Annotated in this window: 28 protein-coding genes and 1 riboswitch; of the genes, 9 read left to right on the top strand and 19 right to left on the bottom strand. The window is 29.6% G+C overall.

Going from position 1 to position 16,562, the window contains the following annotated elements:
- Positions 1–76: 76 nt before the first annotated feature.
- Positions 77–442, top strand: coding sequence for a magnetosome magnetite crystal formation protein family (locus KA873_RS08445; RefSeq protein ID WP_119535573.1), 366 nt, complete (start codon positions 77–79; stop codon positions 440–442).
- 101 nt (positions 443–543) lie between these two features.
- Here KA873_RS08445 and KA873_RS08450 read toward each other — a convergent pair whose 3' ends face one another.
- The 3 genes from KA873_RS08450 to KA873_RS08460 form a co-directional block, all read right to left on the bottom strand.
- Positions 544–1,170 carry a LysE family translocator gene (locus tag KA873_RS08450; RefSeq protein ID WP_019469885.1) on the bottom strand — a complete coding sequence of 209 codons (627 nt, stop codon included), beginning with the start codon at positions 1,168–1,170 and terminating at the stop codon, positions 544–546.
- Between the two features lie 190 nt (positions 1,171–1,360).
- Entirely contained in the window at positions 1,361–1,675 is a 315-nt protein-coding gene (locus KA873_RS08455) for a DMT family transporter (protein WP_213014016.1), read from the bottom strand.
- On the bottom strand, positions 1,675–2,001 hold the full coding sequence (locus KA873_RS08460) for a DMT family transporter (RefSeq protein WP_107383851.1): 327 nt from the start codon (positions 1,999–2,001) through the stop codon (positions 1,675–1,677). The genes KA873_RS08455 and KA873_RS08460 overlap by 1 nt, the downstream gene beginning before the upstream one ends.
- Positions 2,002–2,053: 52 nt before the next feature.
- Positions 2,054–2,151: riboswitch (guanidine-I (ykkC/yxkD leader) on the bottom strand.
- Between the two features lie 259 nt (positions 2,152–2,410).
- Here KA873_RS08460 and KA873_RS08465 point away from each other — a divergent pair.
- Positions 2,411–2,635 carry a hypothetical protein gene (locus KA873_RS08465; protein WP_107383850.1) on the top strand — a complete coding sequence of 75 codons (225 nt, stop codon included), beginning with the start codon at positions 2,411–2,413 and terminating at the stop codon, positions 2,633–2,635.
- A 150-nt stretch (positions 2,636–2,785) separates the two neighbouring features.
- Here KA873_RS08465 and KA873_RS08470 read toward each other — a convergent pair whose 3' ends face one another.
- A complete protein-coding gene (locus KA873_RS08470) occupies positions 2,786–3,052 on the bottom strand; it encodes a hypothetical protein (RefSeq protein ID WP_192959275.1) in 267 nt (88 codons plus the stop codon).
- 212 nt (positions 3,053–3,264) lie between these two features.
- On the opposite strand from KA873_RS08470, the gene KA873_RS08475 reads away from it, so the two are divergent.
- A complete protein-coding gene (locus tag KA873_RS08475) occupies positions 3,265–3,441 on the top strand; it encodes a hypothetical protein (RefSeq protein WP_181187406.1) in 177 nt (58 codons plus the stop codon).
- Positions 3,442–3,545: 104 nt separating this feature from the next.
- Here KA873_RS08475 and merA read toward each other — a convergent pair whose 3' ends face one another.
- The 3 genes from merA to KA873_RS08490 all read right to left on the bottom strand — a co-directional run bounded on the left by merA (position 3,546) and on the right by KA873_RS08490 (position 5,858).
- Positions 3,546–4,868, bottom strand: coding sequence for a hypothiocyanous acid reductase MerA (merA, locus tag KA873_RS08480; RefSeq protein ID WP_107505022.1), 1,323 nt, complete (start codon positions 4,866–4,868; stop codon positions 3,546–3,548).
- The gene (gene hypR, locus KA873_RS08485; RefSeq protein WP_107383848.1) at positions 4,855–5,289 is read right to left on the bottom strand and encodes a redox-sensitive transcriptional regulator HypR; all 435 of its coding nucleotides are present in this window, start codon (positions 5,287–5,289) and stop codon (positions 4,855–4,857) included. Before hypR ends, merA begins: the two co-directional genes overlap by 14 nt.
- 164 nt (positions 5,290–5,453) lie before the next feature.
- Complete coding sequence (locus tag KA873_RS08490) at positions 5,454–5,858, bottom strand: SRPBCC domain-containing protein (protein WP_107383881.1); 405 nt, start codon at positions 5,856–5,858, stop codon at positions 5,454–5,456.
- A 339-nt stretch (positions 5,859–6,197) separates the two neighbouring features.
- On the opposite strand from KA873_RS08490, the gene KA873_RS08495 reads away from it, so the two are divergent.
- The gene (locus KA873_RS08495) at positions 6,198–6,935 is read left to right on the top strand and encodes a poly-gamma-glutamate hydrolase family protein (RefSeq protein WP_107505021.1); all 738 of its coding nucleotides are present in this window, start codon (positions 6,198–6,200) and stop codon (positions 6,933–6,935) included.
- A 95-nt stretch (positions 6,936–7,030) separates the two neighbouring features.
- Entirely contained in the window at positions 7,031–8,335 is a 1,305-nt protein-coding gene (locus KA873_RS08500; protein ID WP_210140239.1) for a TrkH family potassium uptake protein, read from the top strand.
- Between the two features lie 99 nt (positions 8,336–8,434).
- Here KA873_RS08500 and KA873_RS08505 read toward each other — a convergent pair whose 3' ends face one another.
- The 10 genes from KA873_RS08505 to KA873_RS08550 form a co-directional block, all read right to left on the bottom strand.
- Positions 8,435–8,671, bottom strand: coding sequence for a hypothetical protein (locus KA873_RS08505; RefSeq protein ID WP_107383845.1), 237 nt, complete (start codon positions 8,669–8,671; stop codon positions 8,435–8,437).
- A gap of 173 nt (positions 8,672–8,844) precedes the next feature.
- Complete coding sequence (locus tag KA873_RS08510; RefSeq protein ID WP_107383844.1) at positions 8,845–9,534, bottom strand: hypothetical protein; 690 nt, start codon at positions 9,532–9,534, stop codon at positions 8,845–8,847.
- Between the two features lie 142 nt (positions 9,535–9,676).
- Positions 9,677–10,993 (bottom strand): peptidoglycan recognition protein family protein, encoded by a 1,317-nt coding sequence (locus tag KA873_RS08515; protein ID WP_107383843.1) that lies wholly within the window; start codon positions 10,991–10,993, stop codon positions 9,677–9,679.
- Between the two features lie 202 nt (positions 10,994–11,195).
- Positions 11,196–11,384: a hypothetical protein gene (locus tag KA873_RS08520; protein ID WP_046207074.1), complete on the bottom strand. Its 189-nt coding sequence runs from the start codon at positions 11,382–11,384 to the stop codon at positions 11,196–11,198.
- Positions 11,385–11,604: 220 nt separating this feature from the next.
- Positions 11,605–12,093: a GNAT family N-acetyltransferase gene (locus KA873_RS08525; protein WP_210140240.1), complete on the bottom strand. Its 489-nt coding sequence runs from the start codon at positions 12,091–12,093 to the stop codon at positions 11,605–11,607.
- 152 nt (positions 12,094–12,245) lie between these two features.
- On the bottom strand, positions 12,246–12,776 hold the full coding sequence (locus KA873_RS08530) for a hypothetical protein (RefSeq protein ID WP_107383841.1): 531 nt from the start codon (positions 12,774–12,776) through the stop codon (positions 12,246–12,248).
- A gap of 130 nt (positions 12,777–12,906) precedes the next feature.
- A complete protein-coding gene (locus KA873_RS08535) occupies positions 12,907–13,158 on the bottom strand; it encodes a GlsB/YeaQ/YmgE family stress response membrane protein (RefSeq protein WP_119535580.1) in 252 nt (83 codons plus the stop codon).
- A gap of 339 nt (positions 13,159–13,497) precedes the next feature.
- Positions 13,498–13,773, bottom strand: a complete 276-nt coding sequence (locus tag KA873_RS08540; RefSeq protein ID WP_210140241.1) for a hypothetical protein — start codon at positions 13,771–13,773, stop codon at positions 13,498–13,500.
- A gap of 118 nt (positions 13,774–13,891) precedes the next feature.
- Positions 13,892–14,083 (bottom strand): hypothetical protein, encoded by a 192-nt coding sequence (locus KA873_RS08545; RefSeq protein ID WP_210140242.1) that lies wholly within the window; start codon positions 14,081–14,083, stop codon positions 13,892–13,894.
- Positions 14,084–14,221: 138 nt separating this feature from the next.
- Positions 14,222–14,410, bottom strand: coding sequence for a hypothetical protein (locus tag KA873_RS08550; protein WP_210140243.1), 189 nt, complete (start codon positions 14,408–14,410; stop codon positions 14,222–14,224).
- 99 nt (positions 14,411–14,509) lie between these two features.
- Here KA873_RS08550 and KA873_RS08555 point away from each other — a divergent pair, with 99 nt between their 5' ends.
- From KA873_RS08555 to KA873_RS08570, 4 genes are all read left to right on the top strand, one after another.
- Positions 14,510–14,710 (top strand): hypothetical protein, encoded by a 201-nt coding sequence (locus KA873_RS08555; RefSeq protein ID WP_107505300.1) that lies wholly within the window; start codon positions 14,510–14,512, stop codon positions 14,708–14,710.
- Positions 14,711–14,775: 65 nt separating this feature from the next.
- Positions 14,776–14,982 (top strand): hypothetical protein, encoded by a 207-nt coding sequence (locus tag KA873_RS08560; protein ID WP_107505299.1) that lies wholly within the window; start codon positions 14,776–14,778, stop codon positions 14,980–14,982.
- Positions 14,983–15,006: 24 nt separating this feature from the next.
- Positions 15,007–15,144 (top strand): hypothetical protein, encoded by a 138-nt coding sequence (locus tag KA873_RS08565; RefSeq protein ID WP_210140244.1) that lies wholly within the window; start codon positions 15,007–15,009, stop codon positions 15,142–15,144.
- 21 nt (positions 15,145–15,165) lie between these two features.
- Positions 15,166–15,399, top strand: coding sequence for a hypothetical protein (locus KA873_RS08570; protein ID WP_210140245.1), 234 nt, complete (start codon positions 15,166–15,168; stop codon positions 15,397–15,399).
- Positions 15,400–15,798: 399 nt separating this feature from the next.
- Here KA873_RS08570 and KA873_RS08575 read toward each other — a convergent pair whose 3' ends face one another.
- Both KA873_RS08575 and KA873_RS08580 read right to left on the bottom strand, forming a co-directional pair.
- The gene (locus KA873_RS08575) at positions 15,799–16,017 is read right to left on the bottom strand and encodes a hypothetical protein (RefSeq protein ID WP_119535581.1); all 219 of its coding nucleotides are present in this window, start codon (positions 16,015–16,017) and stop codon (positions 15,799–15,801) included.
- A gap of 23 nt (positions 16,018–16,040) precedes the next feature.
- Entirely contained in the window at positions 16,041–16,343 is a 303-nt protein-coding gene (locus KA873_RS08580) for a hypothetical protein (protein ID WP_183076491.1), read from the bottom strand.
- Between the last annotated feature and the right edge of the window lie 219 nt (positions 16,344–16,562).

Genomic DNA, 16,562 nt, shown 5'->3' on the forward strand with positions numbered 1-16,562 from the left:
AACATTTTTGTTAGATGAGGTATAACTTCTATAAAACAAGATTTATTTCTGTTACTTTAAATGTGAGGTGATCAAAATGAATGAACAACCTTTAAAATCAGATACACAAGCCGGACGTGTCTTAGCTTCTGTAAGTTATTTTAGTATATTTTTCGCACCAATCATATTACCCATCATCATTTGGATTTTTGCTGACAAACCAGCATCAACACATGCTGCTAAATCGTTATTCTATCATATCATCACATATTTAGGGCCAATATTTATTATTATCATTGCAAGTTTAGGTGGTATGCTAATCAATCAACAACATCAAACAATTATGGTTATAACGATTATTTTTGCAGTTATTTTAATTATACTCACGATTTGGTATACGATTAAAAATGTTTATCGTGGCATCAAAGTATTAATTTCTGAAAATGCTTATTTTAACCCCTAAGATAAATCGTTTATTTTTGAATATTAGATAGCCATGAAAATATACTAAAAAACAGCTTGGGAAGTTTTAACTTCCTCAAGCTGTTTTTAGTTAAATCTAGATTAACTACTTTTGCTAAATAATAAATTAAGCGACAGACCAATTAATACTGCTCCTACCGTATAGTCAAAAATAGCTTTAATCTTTCTGTTTGCAAAAAGTAATTTAATGTATTGAAAAATATATACACAGAAAATAAACCATAATAAAATAACCGTTGTTACAATCGCAGATAACACAGCTATTTGTGTTGTAACACCATCGCCCGCACTTAAAAATTGCGGCAAGATACTTATGTAATAGAGTAATGCTTTTGGATTTAAAATGGTACTAAAGAAACCTTGTCTATATGAGCTTAAATAACTTATTTGTTGTGCTTTCATTTGTGTGGTTGAAAAATTCATACTTTGACGTGCGCTAATAATACTTTTGATACCTAAATATATAAGATAGCAAGCGCCCAGTATTTTAATCACTAAAAACACATAATACATATTAGCCAAAATAAAAATAATACCAAATACCGCTAGTAGAGAGTAAACAACGTGGCCTGTCGTTATGCCCAATGCTGCCATTGCGCCATTACCTTTACCAGAAGTGATCGAATTTTTCATCACGACGAAAAAATCAGGTCCTGGAACGATAATAATCATTAATGTAATTGTTATAAATGCGGCTAATCCTTCCATTTTCTGCACCTCCACCTTAATTATGTTATCAAGATGCGCACGGTATCGCAACACACGAAATAAATCTTTTACCATCCGTTTATTATAAAGTGAAAATAATAGATGAACTAAATTTAAATTTGGATCATTGGTCAATATTTGAAAAGCTTGGAACAGAAAATGAATTGTTGTGATTCAAATCAATTCGTTTTTAGCTTAATAATTTCAAACCAATCGTGCTACCCAATATAACAAGAATACAAATAATCCGTTTAATATCTGTTGATTCTTTATAAAAAACCATACCTAAAACTGCTCCTCCAACAGCACCAATACCGGTCCATACAGCATATGCAGTACTCATCGACAACTGTTGCATAGCAATAGATAATGTTAAAAAACTAATTGCAAAGAATGTTAACATCCAACCGAGCGATTTATATTTGTGACTATGTACATAAGCATTCAAAAATGTGATACCAAGCATTTCAAATACACCTGCACAAATCAATAAAATCCAAGCCATTATGAACGCCCTCCTTCATTTGTTGTTACTAATTTCAGACTAATTACACCTAGCAACAATGTTATGATTAATACTATTTTCCCTGGATTAAATGGTTGACCAAAGAAAATAAAATCAAATAACGTAACGCCGGTTGTACCAAGTCCTACAAAAACTGCATAAGAGGTACCCACTGGCAATACTTTTGATGCTTCAATAAGAAGATAAAAACTTAAAAACATAGCAATAACTGTCAAAATCCATTCAAATACTGATGAAGCATGAGTTAAACCAATCACCCAGCCCACTTCAAAGATGGCTGCAATAACAATTTTCAACCAATTCATATCAAAATCCTCCTTTAAAATTAAAAAAGCCTGGGAGATAGTTATCTATACTATCTCCCAGGCTTTTATCCTTCCGTGTCACATATAAATATGTGCCTTTCTCTCGGACCGAACCAACACCATCGTTGTGGAACCCTAGAAAGGTTTATTCAATTATTGAAACCATATCAAATTACACTTAGAACTTCAAGTTCAGATGCTTCATTTTATAATAAATTATATTAATTCTTATAAAGAAAGCGTTTTAAATTAATTTTTAGGCCAAAACGCTCTACTTTTTATGTATTTTAATGTATAATAAGGATTACATTATAATAATTATAATGTAATAGCGTCGTTAATGAAACTTATTCTCAATTGAGTACTTCCGTTAGCTAGACCAAAATATTGATAAAAGTGAGGGATTATTATGAAATTGTTAAATTACAAAATGCAAAAAAATGAACTCGTTGCTACTGTATTATCTGACAAGAAACAAGTATTCAAATATACGTTTGATGTAAATACTCCAGAATATGAAATTTTAGATGTACTTGAAGAAATCAACCATTACGTTGACAATGGTCATCATCCACTAGGTTGTTCTTTATTGAAAAACTATTCACATGAGGATGTGAGCCACAATATTTTATAATCTAGATTCTCGACCAAAAAGGTGAGTATAACTGATAGACATTAATCAGTATACTCATCTTTTAATTTTTAATTCGTATAAATAGCCATACTTCTTTTTAATTTTGAAAGCCTAATTTTTGATATAGCCTTTCTTCACCATGTGTTGAAATTAAATGTACACACGACACCTACCTAATTGTATAATCATTCTACGAACACTGTCATAAATTGACGCGTTAAAAGCACCGCCTGATAAATATCGAACCGATTCTACGACACTACCATTATATTTTGCTATCACTATATGTGTGTTAGCATTCATAACTGCTTTAATCTTATCCTTATTATGCCCAATCCAACCATTTGAGTGAAACATTTTCATAAAGTCTCCTAGTTTATTTGTATCCAATACATAAGTATGATCGATTCTCCTCATATACATCCTCAAATTTATGTTTATCAATCTATTTCATAGCTTTCTATACCCGTACATTACATAATCATTTATAATATATTTAAATAATTTTTTGATGTCACATCACATATTATGTGTAAAGAATAAAGAATGCGTTAATTTTAGTAGTTAACAGGGTAAATATATAGTAAAAGCGTTATTATTTTATCGATAAAAGTAAGGAGGGACGCAAAATGTGGATTGTTTCAATATTACTCATTATCGTTGGTATTGTGTTGCTCATCATAAATAACCGCACACCAAAAAGTGAAGGTGTCGGCAAAAAACAAAGTTTAGTAAGCTTTGGCGTTGTTTGTTTAATCATTGGTATTTTCGGATTTATAGGTCAGATTATTAGATCAATCATATAACATATAATATCAAAAAGAGCAGGGTAGAAATCCAATTAAACCAGATTTCTTAACCCTGCTCTTTTTGATTCGACATTTTTTAATAAGTGTTAAAACTATTTGCTTTACATATTAAATAAGTCATTAAATGATTCAACCATTGTAGGATGTGTATAAATATTTTCTTTTAATACTTCATATGATAAGTGTTGGTCAATTGCTAATTTTACTAAGTTAATAATTTCCTCAGATTGTAAGCCGTATAAAGTAACTCCTAATATTTCATTTGTTTCTTTATTAACTACTACTTTAAACAAACCTCTTGTATCATTGTTTATTTTATGACGCGGAATTGTGTTTACAGGTACTGCATTTTCTAAAATTTGATAACCTTGCGCTTTGGCTTCTTCTGCTGTTAAACCTACACGTGATAATGGCGGATCAATAAATACAGTGTATGGCACAGCACCGCGATTTTCAGTAGTACGTTCGCTATTACCAAATAATTGATCTTTTACAATTCTGAAGTCATCCAATGAAATATACGTGAATTGCATGCCACCTTTAACATCACCTAATGCATAAATATTTGGCACATTCGTTTGTAAGTTTTGGTTTACTTTGATTTCTCCACGTTCGCCAATTTCAACATCCGTATTTTCTAAACCTAAGTCTGTATTAGGTTTACGACCAGTGGCTAGCAATACTGCGTCCGCTTCATAGCTACCTTTCGTTGTGTGTACTGTCGTACCAGATGCATTATCTTCAAAACGCTCTGTATCAGCATTGAATACCAGATTAACACCTTTATTTTCAAGATCTTTTTTAACTTCTGCCACAACATCTTTATCTTCTTTAGGCATAATATCATCATGTTTCTCTAAAACTGTTACTTGTGTATCAAAGTTCGCAAACATAGAAGCAAATTCTAGAGCAATATAACCTCCACCCACAATAACTAAACGCTTAGGTTGCGTTGCCAATTCCATAATGCCAGTAGAATCATATAAATGTTGTGATGTTTCTATACCTTCAATAGATGGAATAATTGGTTGTGCGCCTGTATTAATCACTATATCTTCGGCAGTAATTGTTTCTTGCACCTCACCACTTTCATCTAATAATTCTACTTCATTATTAGACTTAAATGCTGCAGTATAATCTAATACGCTGATATTATCATCATCTGCTAAATTATGATAATTCTTATTGTTTAGCGCATTTACTACATCGTATTTTCTAGAAAAAGCTTGTTCAAATGACCCGTGCGCTAAACCTTCATGTACAAGTGTTTTTGAAGGAATACAACCTATATTAATGCAAGTACCACCATACATTTTTTGAGATTTTTCAACTATAGCTACACTTTTTCCTTGGCCAGACGCAAATTTCGCTAAAGTTTTACCACCTTTACCAAATCCAATAATTAATAAATCATATTTTTTCATAATTGTCCTCCTTAATCGTTTCATTTAAGACATCTTTAATCGTTACATTTTGATAATAATGAATTAATAACTCTTCTTCTTTTTGATGAAATTTAAACATCGTGTTGCCTATTTCTCTTGAAACTTCACAGTCACTGCCTGCATCACCAGTAAATAAGCGCCCTTCCGAACGGTCTTCTTTAAACATCACAAATAACTCAGACAAATTAACATTTGCTGTCATATCATTAGCCTGATATCCTCCAAATTTACCTCTTGAAGTTTCTAAATAATGATGTTGGTTTAACTTACGTGTTACCCTGCGTAATTGAACCGGGTTAATACAAATACGTTCTGCTAATTCATTGCTGCTAAAACGCTCATCATAGTGCTTTAGCAAAAAAGTCAGTAAATGAACTGCTATATTGAATTCTAAATTCATAGAAATCACCTTTTATTTTTAATTGAAACTTTTATAGTTACATTTAAACACATTAAACTATATTGTGCAAAAGTTTTGTTTTGATATTTGCAATGTGTATTAAAAAAGATTGAAAGAGCGTTCAATGTTAAACATTGGCCACACTTTCAATCCTTATTGGACAGTTACATTAATGCACCTCTTATTTTATTGCCATATTCTAAATATGATTTCAGACAACTAAGCATATATACCCAGCCTTCTTTTTGACCTAATAGACGTTCTACATCGTTTTCTTCAATATCTTTTTCTGTAGTAGTTACAATTGTATGGTTATCATCACCATCCAATTCAATAGTCACATGATTATTGCCCCACTTGAAATGAATTGATTCATTTTCAACAATACTTTCTATTAAAATATCGATTTCAGCATTATACTCTTCGTATCGTAAAGTAATCGTTTTACCTTCTTCCCAACGTTTAGAACTAGAAGAAAACCAAAATCCTCCGATATATTCTGGATTGACAAAAGCTTCAAATACTTGATCACTAGATACATTTACTTGCATTTTAGTTACTATATCCAAAATGCCCACAACCTTTCTTTTAAAGTTAAACATTTTATAATCATCTAATAATAAGAACATATAATTATATTGTCTTAAGAGATTCAGCGATTATTAACTGAGCAGAAAAAGACTTAACCTTACATGATAAAGAAAACCAGAAATTATTAACATGTGTATCATAAAAACTCGACAAATATACATTTCATTTTCTATCTACTTGCTCTATATTTCATACCCCAAAATGTAAATTTCATTACACTGCTATTAACATAATTGTAAATAACATATAATCTATATAGTATTAATAAATTTGTTATACTTTACTAGTTAGTAAATATTTTTGTTCAGGAGCTAATTATGAAAAATATTCTAAGTACTTACGTATATTATTTAATTATGCTTGTTATTGTTGGCATAATACTGATTAGTCTATATTTTACATATATATGGAACAATAACCAGTCATCAAATCAGGATAAATATCAAAATTTCGCTCAATTAAAATCAGACACAGTGAAACAGCGTGATTGGCAAAGAAATATTAAAAAAACAAACAATAAAGATATACTCATCACTGCCATTCATGGTGGTGGTATAGAACCAGGCACCTCAGAATTAGCTAAAATCATTTCTAAAAAAGGCGACTTTAATTTATATAGTTTTGAAGGATTATTAAAATCAAATAACAAACAATTGCATATTACATCTACCAATTTTGACGATCCTAAATTGAACGAAATGACTAATCGTTCACAAGAATCTATTTCTATACACGGATTTCAAGGCGATAAAGATACCGTTTATATTGGTGGTCAAGATAAAAAAATGGCGCAATCCATAAAAAAAGAATTAGAAAAAGAAGGATTTAATGTAGAAAAAAGTCCAAATAATATTAATGGCCGTTCTTCTAAAAATTTCATTAATGAAAACGACTCAGGTTCAGGTGTTCAACTGGAAATATCTACATCTATTAGAAAATCATTTTTCAAAAAGGACAACTTAAACAGAAAAACGAGAGAAAATACGAATAAATACCAAGATTCAATTTATGATTTCGCAGAAGCTGTCACTAAAGGGATTCATTCACAAACATAAAATTTTATTTTTTTCAGTTTACTTGTATCAATGGACTTGATTTTTTTAATAATGAGTATAAAATTCTGATTATTAAAATACGAAGGACTTTAAAAATGAGACTATTAAACAAGCCGTTATATATGTATTTAATGTTGTTTTCATTAACCACAATCGTTGGAACCTTATTGTTATATTTACCGGTCACAGGTGTAAAACCTTTAAACTTTATAGACGCATTTTTTATTTCTGCCAGTGCCTTCACAGTTACTGGCCTAGCCACTATAGATATATCTAGCCAATGTAATTGGTTAGGCGATACGATTATTTTATTACTTATTCAAATTGGTGGATTAGGAATAGTCACTGTAACACTTTTAACACTTATTCTAATGCATCGAAAAATCAGTTTAAGAAACCGCTATTTGATTATGACAACATGGAACATTGAGACACCTGGTGGCGTCATCAAATTGATTCTACAATTTGTCGTTTATAGTATCTTTACAGAATTCATTGGGGCAATATGTATCGCACTATCATTTATTCCAAAATATGGCATTGGTAAAGGAATATTTTTAAGTGTGTTCACTTCAATTTCTGCTTTTAACAATGCTGGTTTTTCATTATTTAATGACAATATGATGGGCACTGTTAATGACCCTATAATAACTATTATCGTCCCAATCCTTATAATCATGGGTGGCATTGGACCGCTTGTCTTTTTAGATATCGCTACAACTAGGAAGTTAACTAAATTAACCGTACACTCAAAAATTGTATTAACGACATCGGTCATACTGATATTCATTGGTTGGATTGTATTTTACTTTTTAGAATATAACAATTCTATGACACACTTATCATTTTTAGAAAAACTTGGCGCTTCATTCTTTCAGTCTGTTACTACGCGAACTGCTGGTTTTAACAGCGTCGATATCGGTCTAATCACACCACCCACTTCAGTATTATTAATGCTATTAATGTTTATTGGTGGTGCTCCTATCAGCGCTGCAGGTGGTATTAAAGTAACAACTTTAGTCTTAACGTTATTATTTATAAAAAGTACATTAAGAAACGAACAGCACCCTTCTATTTTCAAAAAATCTATAAATGACCATACACTAAAAACTGCTGTGGCCATTACATTTTCTGCCGGAGCATTTGTTATAATCGTCTCATTTATAGTAAGCTATTTAAATTCAGCAATATCTTATACTAAAGTATTATTCGAAGTAATTTCTGCTTTCGGCACTGTTGGACTATCGATGAACTTCACGACATTTTATGATAACCCTACGAAAATAGTTATTGTGCTAACAATGTTAATTGGTAAAATTGGTATACTTACATTTCTCCAATTATTTATTACTGAAAAAAACCAAAAATTTCATTATGCTAAAGAAAATGTGCATCTATAAAGAAATAAAAATAGACCAGAAATTAGCTTTTAATTTCTGGTCTATTACTATTTCACATAAATATTCGTTTCAGTATCGTCTAATCAAATCTTAATAACATTATTTCACTTTTCTTAAAATTGTAGACGTTGTCGCACAAATAATAGTCATTAATACCAAGGTAGTCATAATTACCATATGTGTACCAGATACATCGAATCCTATGCTAAAGTTCCCAGATTGATTATTGATAAAACCGTTAACAAACACAAGCACTAATACACTTATTACACATAAAATGCCAATCACATCAAATAAAAATTTAACATATGGATATTTAATACCTTTAGTTAACATCTGTATCACCTCAACTTTTACGAACTTTCTATATAACACATTAACAATTCACTAATTTCGATTACATATAATGTATCACACTATATATAATCATAAAATATTTAGAATTGTTAATCCCATATAAGTCATGATTAAAATATTTCAAAATTGTTGTTATTTTAAGACTCAACTAATCAATCATTAACCAATTGTATACTTTGGGCCAACCTTTTAATTTGTGCGTTGTCTGTTGCATTAATTTCAACCGTTTCTATATCTTGTTCAACTGCATTTTTAGTGACTTGATAAATATCCTCAGGGTTCGAAGATGCGCTTGATTCCCATCTATAAGGTATTTTTTCATAAACATTAATAGTTCCATCCCCATTACTACTATAAGTGATTGAACCACCCACTTTCATTGGCGCTTCTAATTTAACGACATCCTCAGGATACATTGCACTCTTTTCCGCATTTTTATTAACGGGCGTTCCTTTTGGATATTTTTTGACATAAATATTTTTGACATCTTTAACCATACCTAGTTGATGCCAAATACGTGCGTATTCGATTTTTGAAGCACTTAAACCATTTAAATAACTTTTACTATTATCATTATTTTTCATTTTTGAAGCATTATCGTTTTTAGACGTTGGGTCTTTACCCTTGTCATTTTCAGCCGATGAATCTTTATGTAATGATTGATCCGTTTTCACTTCACTTTGTTCTGTAGATTGACGTTCCTCACGTTGATTATTATCTTCATCCTGTTTGTTTGTATCACTGCTTTGTTCAATGTCATTGTTGCTTTCTTCATTGTTCCCGCATGCTGTCAGAATCACTGATAAAAATAATAATGACAGTATTAAACTGAACTTTTTCATTATCTATACCCACCCATAATTTTATATTATTAAAGTAACACGAAATTATGACGTTCACAATTATATTAATAAAAAACAATTTTTGATTTATTAAAAAAACGAGCGCCGTCTAATTAGACGATGCTCGTTCTATGCAACACTTCTATTTTATTTTTAGAATTTGCCCAACTTTTAAACTATTAGAACTCAACTTGTTATCTTTTTTAATTTTATCTACAGTGGTACCTTGATTTTTAGCGATGCTGTATAATGTATCACCTTTTTTAACCGTATATGTCTTAACTAGATATAAGATTTGTCCTTTACTAATATTATCCGACTTTAAATGGTTCCATTTTTTTATGTTTGCCACACTAACTTTACTTCGTTTTGAAATATTATATAGTGTGTCTCCTTCAACCACTTTGTGCGAATCGCCAGTAATGGAATCACTTGGTGTGCTTGGATTTTTCAACTTTAGTACTTGCCCTACAGAAAGCGTGTTGCTCGTTAATTTATTCCATTTCTTAATATTATCTATTGAAACGCCACTTCTTCTCGAAATGCTATACAGCGTATCACCTTTTGATACTTTATATGTGCTGCCAGTAATTGCTCCGTCACTACCTCCACCTGATAGAGATTTATAGTGTTTCTGTACTAAACTGTAAAACTGGTTCATGTTATAACCCCATTGTCCGAAATAGCCAACCGGATCTGAATGATCTGAACCACCCCAATATTGGCTTACCGCATTGTGACTTATAATTGTTCCTGTTCCTTGATTATTGTCAGCAAGCGAAGGTTGTAGCCCATTGGCTTTCAACATTTTTGCAGTTAAATATGCTTGGTTATTAACAGATCTGGCGAACCCATCAAATGTGTTAGATCTTGTTAATTCAATTTGATAAAAATATGGATTGGCATTAGCACCTGCGCCCCAAGCTAAATATTGACTTGGCGCAGTTTGAACAATTTTATCACTACCCGCATACGCATGCACAAACGCACTATTATAATTGTTGTACATGTAATTTACTTCACCATCGATTGTACTGTTCGGATTTGCAGTTTCATGTATTACTACACCAATATATTTACCAGATTTATAATTATACTTTGGTAAGTTATTCATTCTGGAATCTTGTACGATTTTAGCTGGTTTTATATTATTATTTGCTATGTATGTATTTACATCTTGATACGCTCGATTTGCCGAAAAACTTCTCATTTCAGTATTTTGACGTTCACCATCTTTATTATGTAACTTTAAATCTCCTGGTGTTAATGCATTTTTCAATTGCTGTGGACTCATTTTTTGAGCTTTTTCATAATCAATGGCTTTGCTCGTATTTTCTTTGTTTTGTGTATCATTTTTCTTCGTATCTTGCGTGTTTTTATTTTCTTGTGCTGCAATTGCAGTTTGTGACAGTAGCAAGCTCGATACTAATAACAATGAAACACTAAATCTAAACTTCATAACGACATCTCCTTAAATAAAATATTAATACGGTTAATATTAGGTAACCAAAAATTTCACTTACAAAACTTCTTTAATTCATTCTATATTAATATTGAATTAATTACAAAATGAAATATTATTTTATACTTCATATTAATGATGCTTTACCTTTCCAAACCAAAATTAAAATGTCGTCACTCATTTGAGCAACGACATTTTATTAAATATCTGTAAAAACACTAGACAGTATCGCAATCAAAGCCACCACTAACACAAGTACTAAGATGGAATCTATTTTTCTTTGATTACGTTGATTCATAGGTTTTCTGAACTCTTTTAATGCTTTAAAACCTGCGATTAAAACAATAATTAAACAGACTAAATGAAATAACAACGCAAACACAGCCATCACAATCACCCCAAGTCATATTAATAAGATTTTCAAACCGTATCATTACATAAAAATATAAATCTCTTATGAAAAGGTAATATAATTTATTTATCCATACCCTTTCTATACATTAAACTAACAACCACTTATTTTTCCATTCGAAACTTTGGTTTTGGTTCTATTTCTATAATAAATTATTAACTTATTTTAAAATACCATCGTTTGGCTTTAAACATAATTATTTCAATATCAATTGATAAAAAGCTAAGTCCAACCATCTGCCAAATTTGTAACCGACACTTTTTATATTTCCACAAAATTCAAAGCCATATTTTTCATGTAATTTAATACTAGCTGTATTTGATGCGTCAATACCTGCAATAATCGTCTTATAATTGCTGTTTTTGATATCTTCAATTAATTTAAGTAACAGTTGTGAAGCTATACCTTCATTTCTCGTTTCTGGATCAACATAAATCGAATGTTCTACAGTGTGTTGATACGCTGGCCAATTTCTAAACGAGCCATACGTTGCAAATCCAACAACTTTGTCGTCTTTTAAATATACAAAAATGGGTTCGTCTTGCGCTGATTTTTTATGAAACCAAGTTTCTCTTTCTTCAATAGTTACTGGCTCATATGTATAAACTGCAGTCGTATTTAATATTGCATGATTATATATAGTTAAAATCGATTGTAAGTCTGATTGTCGTGCTTGTCTGATCACATCGCTTCACCTCAGGTTCATTGTATATTTAAAGCAAATCTTCAGCAAATCTATGTAATAAAACATAACAAAAACACTCACCATAACCTTAAAGTTATCAAATGAGTGTTTTTCATAAAATGTTTATATATATGCACAAAGCACAAAGTGTATTATTTATTAATAAATTGTAATTCATAAAGTTCTTTTTCATCATACGTATTAAATCTATCTAATTTACCATTGAGCATAATTGTTTTTACTTTTCTACTAACGTTATGGTAATAATTAATTCTAATATTTAAATTAGATTCATAACCATTATTTTGAATTGTACTTTGCAATTCATCAAAAACGTCTTTATTAATTGGTAATAAATAACCTTCTTTACTTGGTAATATACTTACATATTTCTTTTGAATTACGTTATCTTCATTAAGAATAATTTCAATCTCAATATCTTTTGCTGCCCCGCCACCTAGATTAAACAATTTTAAATAATCTTGATGTTCAACAGAATCAGAACTTGTATTAATCATTTGTAATTGATTATCTTTGTCTAAAGAAAGTAAAATTTGATTAAATCCGAGCGCAGGAATAAAACTTATTTTCATTTGGTACAGTTGTATTGAAACTGAAACAAAATAAAATAGCGCCATTATAAAAGTTCCGATAGAACCAATAGCTGAAATAATGTTTATCATACTAAACCACCTTTATATTATCATTGAGAGATGGTTGTTGATTATCGTAATATTTTTACAAAAAAGATCATAATTTCTACCCGTTATAATAAAAATTTTTTCTAACTTTTTGTAAGTCGACTTATCTTAATTATTTTTTTCTAAGTAACTTAATAATAAGAGAAACGATAAATATTAGTACAATTGAGCCAATCAATGCTGGGAAAATTGGTACGCCGCCCCATACTGGGCCCCAAGTACCTAGCAATCTACTACCAATCGCAGAACCAATTAGACCTGCAACAATATTACCAATGATACCTCCTGGGATATCTTTACCTACGATAGCGCCTGCAATCCAACCGATTAGGCCACCTACAATGATCATTATTATAAAACTCATATGCATAAACTCCTTTTTATTTGTATATTTTCAAACACATGAATATTACGATAACCAACATGAAAATACAATACCACAATTACTTTATTTACGTAAATAGTAATTAATATTTTTAAATACAAAAAGACCCCTAATAAAAGGGGCCTTATAACGGGAGTTATGAATCTTCTGCATGCCCAAGGGCACACAGAAAACCCATCTCCTCATTTTCGCACACCCGTGGGCATGCAAAACTAATTATAAAACTACGTGACGCTAATGTAAATCTTAAATTTGTATATTTTAACATTTAATTGATTTCATCTTACAATTTTAGTGATAAATTTCATGCATAACCCCTTATAAATTATAAAATATAATCGCTATTATTACGATAAAGAGAATATCAAAAAGGATTATCTTGATATTTTTTTCCATAACGTGCGGTATCCCACCTATGATTAAGCTTAGTATAATAAGTACGCCAGACCCGTTAACAACATAGTCTAGAAATTTCCATTCAAAGATCAAAGCTAGAATCAATGAGGCAAATACTAATATCAAAGCTGCTATGCCTAATGTGTTTGCTATAACTTCTATTTTCTGATATTTTTTCTTATTATTTTCATGATTCATAAAATTCCTCCAAAATGCTATATGAACATTCATTTTAAAATACTTAAGATTAATATTTATGTTTTTTAAATTTCTGTTAGTGGATTATATAGTGTAGAAAACACTTTAGTTAAGGCTTTTAATGGTTATTTTTCTTTGAAATTTCGATACTTTTATAAAGTAAAAAACCTGCATTTAAAACAGTTATTATTGCAAAAATGACTGTAAGAAAACTATTAAGGTAATTAAACGCGCCAAAAGCAAATAATAACACTAAAATTACATTCATAAAATTAGCCATTATAAAACTCGTATCCATATTATTTTTCAAATTTGTCACTCCTGTTGAACAAATATTTTTAGAAAAATACCTCACTCGTATTACATAAACTTATATATTGATTTGATTTATTAATAATGTGCTGAATTATCCAGATGTCTCTATAATTATTTAATACAATACCTACACTTAGTAATTATCTTCTCTTTCTTTTCTTTTGTCTCTCAATGCTTGAACCATGTAATAGATATTTCCTGTAGTCACAATTAAAGCACCAATACCTGCTGTAATAGAATTATTGTAAAATGAATAAACAGCAAATATGAGCGCACCTACAAATAAAATAAATGAAACAACTATCTCCATATTATTCCACATATAAATACCCCTTTTTGTTATAATAATATTTCCATGCTAACATACTTTTTATAAAATATATGTTGTATCCATCCAAATTATTTTAGGAGTTGGCATAATTTGAATAGATTAATTGTTGATATGGGCTTTTGGTATGAAGGACATACACTTTCTTATCCTTTGATATTTTCAGATTGTACAGTTACATATAGTATTTGGGAATTAAAAGTACTTTTAGAATATTACGAAAAGGATTCATGGTGGAAGAATTATACAATTGCATTAATGGATTTCGAGACAAAATACAATAATGCTAGATAGTTAATTACATACTTTTGATTCCAAATGTTAAAAAGCAGAGTATTAATATTTGAGGAGTGGAGAAAATGAATAAGAGAATGGCTATACACCATACAATTAATATCATTTTAATGATAACACTCATTATTTTTAATTATACAAATATTGGTGGATTTACCACTTCATTAATATTAGCAGTATTTTTTATGGCTAATGCAATTTTATTAATACGGGCAAGCACAAAAAAAGTTAAAAAAGATGGCGTTACGATAGATGACTATAACAAGAAGTAATATAACTTTATGAGGAGTGATATGATGAAATTTGGCAAATATAAAATTGATGAATTTTATCTAATCATGATTGGCGGATTTTTAATAACATCTATTTTTGTACCATTCATGCTCATTTCAGCTGTGTTAATGGTTATTTTAGGATTAGAAAAAGATGAATAATATATATAAGGGGATGGTATGATGGAATTCAATAATTGGACAGTTACAATTAATGGCAAAGAATCATATAATGCAGTCAGTGATAAAGATACACTAGTTATTCTAGAAAACTATCAACATGTTGCCCTATATTTGAAGTTAGAAAATGATACTATAAAAGTTAAATCATTAAGTTATGGAAATAATGTATCTTTTAATGTTGATACAAGGGAAATCATTGTACATGTGATTAATTTATTAGATGATGACGATTAATCTAAATCCACACTATGCTAACTTCAAAAATATTAAAGTTATAATAAGTTTACTTAAAAACTTAAAATACACTTATTTAAAATTAGTAAATTCTTACATTTGAACAAAGTTTAATGCCCTTTCCAAAAAATTTAAAACACACAAAAATAACCCAGTAGGTATATGCCTACTGGATTTCCAGATACAATATCTATTATTATTCTTCTTTGATATGCTACTATTTTATGAAAAATCATTAGTGTTTAAAAAGTTATTATAAAGGCATTTACTAGCATATTTCTGTAAATGCCATTTCATACATTTGCCCTTATTATCAAAATCATTCCTTTTTCCTTAATATTACGTATGCTTAGTATCAAACTTTATTAAATCAATTGAGTTATAACCTTTTATTATTAATCAGGGAATCAAAGTGTAAACAACAGTAACTAAAACCATCACAATAAGAATTATAATATTTGTTATTCCTACCTTTTTAAGTTTTTCTTGATATTCATTATCAGACATTTCATTTTTCTTTTTACTTAAAATATAATAAAAAGTAAAGATAGAATAACCAATAAAAATCACGAGTGAAATCACAGATAAAATTAAAAATATAATTTTTAGTACGTCCATATTATTCATCTCCAAATATTAATTTATCCATCTTTCAAATTTATTATCTGTTTTTTTAATTCGATCATAGTATTGTACTTTTCATTAGGTTCCACTTTAGACAATAATACATCTAGTGACTTATCATATATGCTCTTAGCTTTAGATTTGTCCTCTTTAGCCACTGCACTATATAAATCCCCAATTTCTTCAAATAAATTTGAACTTTTATTTAAATAGATAAGTTTTTCTTTATTAGCATCATGATCAATCAAACCGTCTCTAATACCGTATTTAATTGCATAATAAAGTAAAATAGCTGATAAAATTATGTATACAAAAACCAAATAAACACAGCCTTTCATTTTTCAAATTTATGTGTTCCATTACGCACATTAACTTTTATTGTTTTTCTTATTTAAATAAATGGCTAAAAATGCAATTCCGATGCAAAACCACATTCCCAATATTGAAAGCCAAATTGTCATAGCGAATTCAGTCCTTCTTTTTAGTTTTATTATCTCTCTTGTAAAAAATCTTATTCAAAAAAGTGATATCTGCTAAAT

Source organism: Staphylococcus sp. GDY8P45P, from assembly GCF_017892745.1.
In the GTDB taxonomy this organism is placed as follows: Bacteria; Bacillota; Bacilli; order Staphylococcales; family Staphylococcaceae; genus Staphylococcus; species Staphylococcus cohnii.

Coding starts and splice junctions, on each gene's coding strand:
- KA873_RS08535 (WP_119535580.1), bottom strand. CDS start 13,158: ATGAGTTTTATAATAATGATCATTGTAGGTGGCCTAATCGGTTGGATT.
- KA873_RS08510 (WP_107383844.1), bottom strand. CDS start 9,534: ATGAAAAAGTTCAGTTTAATACTGTCATTATTATTTTTATCAGTGATT.
- KA873_RS08450 (WP_019469885.1), bottom strand. CDS start 1,170: ATGGAAGGATTAGCCGCATTTATAACAATTACATTAATGATTATTATC.
- KA873_RS08560 (WP_107505299.1), top strand. CDS start 14,776: ATGAATAAGAGAATGGCTATACACCATACAATTAATATCATTTTAATG.
- KA873_RS08550 (WP_210140243.1), bottom strand. CDS start 14,410: ATGTGGAATAATATGGAGATAGTTGTTTCATTTATTTTATTTGTAGGT.
- KA873_RS08575 (WP_119535581.1), bottom strand. CDS start 16,017: ATGGACGTACTAAAAATTATATTTTTAATTTTATCTGTGATTTCACTC.
- KA873_RS08570 (WP_210140245.1), top strand. CDS start 15,166: ATGGAATTCAATAATTGGACAGTTACAATTAATGGCAAAGAATCATAT.
- KA873_RS08475 (WP_181187406.1), top strand. CDS start 3,265: ATGTGGATTGTTTCAATATTACTCATTATCGTTGGTATTGTGTTGCTC.
- KA873_RS08445 (WP_119535573.1), top strand. CDS start 77: ATGAATGAACAACCTTTAAAATCAGATACACAAGCCGGACGTGTCTTA.
- KA873_RS08505 (WP_107383845.1), bottom strand. CDS start 8,671: ATGTTAACTAAAGGTATTAAATATCCATATGTTAAATTTTTATTTGAT.
- KA873_RS08465 (WP_107383850.1), top strand. CDS start 2,411: ATGAAATTGTTAAATTACAAAATGCAAAAAAATGAACTCGTTGCTACT.
- hypR (WP_107383848.1), bottom strand. CDS start 5,289: ATGAATTTAGAATTCAATATAGCAGTTCATTTACTGACTTTTTTGCTA.
- KA873_RS08520 (WP_046207074.1), bottom strand. CDS start 11,384: ATGGCTGTGTTTGCGTTGTTATTTCATTTAGTCTGTTTAATTATTGTT.
- KA873_RS08455 (WP_213014016.1), bottom strand. CDS start 1,675: ATGGCTTGGATTTTATTGATTTGTGCAGGTGTATTTGAAATGCTTGGT.
- KA873_RS08495 (WP_107505021.1), top strand. CDS start 6,198: ATGAAAAATATTCTAAGTACTTACGTATATTATTTAATTATGCTTGTT.
- KA873_RS08530 (WP_107383841.1), bottom strand. CDS start 12,776: ATGATAAACATTATTTCAGCTATTGGTTCTATCGGAACTTTTATAATG.
- merA (WP_107505022.1), bottom strand. CDS start 4,868: ATGAAAAAATATGATTTATTAATTATTGGATTTGGTAAAGGTGGTAAA.
- KA873_RS08515 (WP_107383843.1), bottom strand. CDS start 10,993: ATGAAGTTTAGATTTAGTGTTTCATTGTTATTAGTATCGAGCTTGCTA.
- KA873_RS08470 (WP_192959275.1), bottom strand. CDS start 3,052: ATGAGGAGAATCGATCATACTTATGTATTGGATACAAATAAACTAGGA.
- KA873_RS08500 (WP_210140239.1), top strand. CDS start 7,031: ATGAGACTATTAAACAAGCCGTTATATATGTATTTAATGTTGTTTTCA.
- KA873_RS08565 (WP_210140244.1), top strand. CDS start 15,007: ATGAAATTTGGCAAATATAAAATTGATGAATTTTATCTAATCATGATT.
- KA873_RS08460 (WP_107383851.1), bottom strand. CDS start 2,001: ATGAATTGGTTGAAAATTGTTATTGCAGCCATCTTTGAAGTGGGCTGG.
- KA873_RS08540 (WP_210140241.1), bottom strand. CDS start 13,773: ATGAATCATGAAAATAATAAGAAAAAATATCAGAAAATAGAAGTTATA.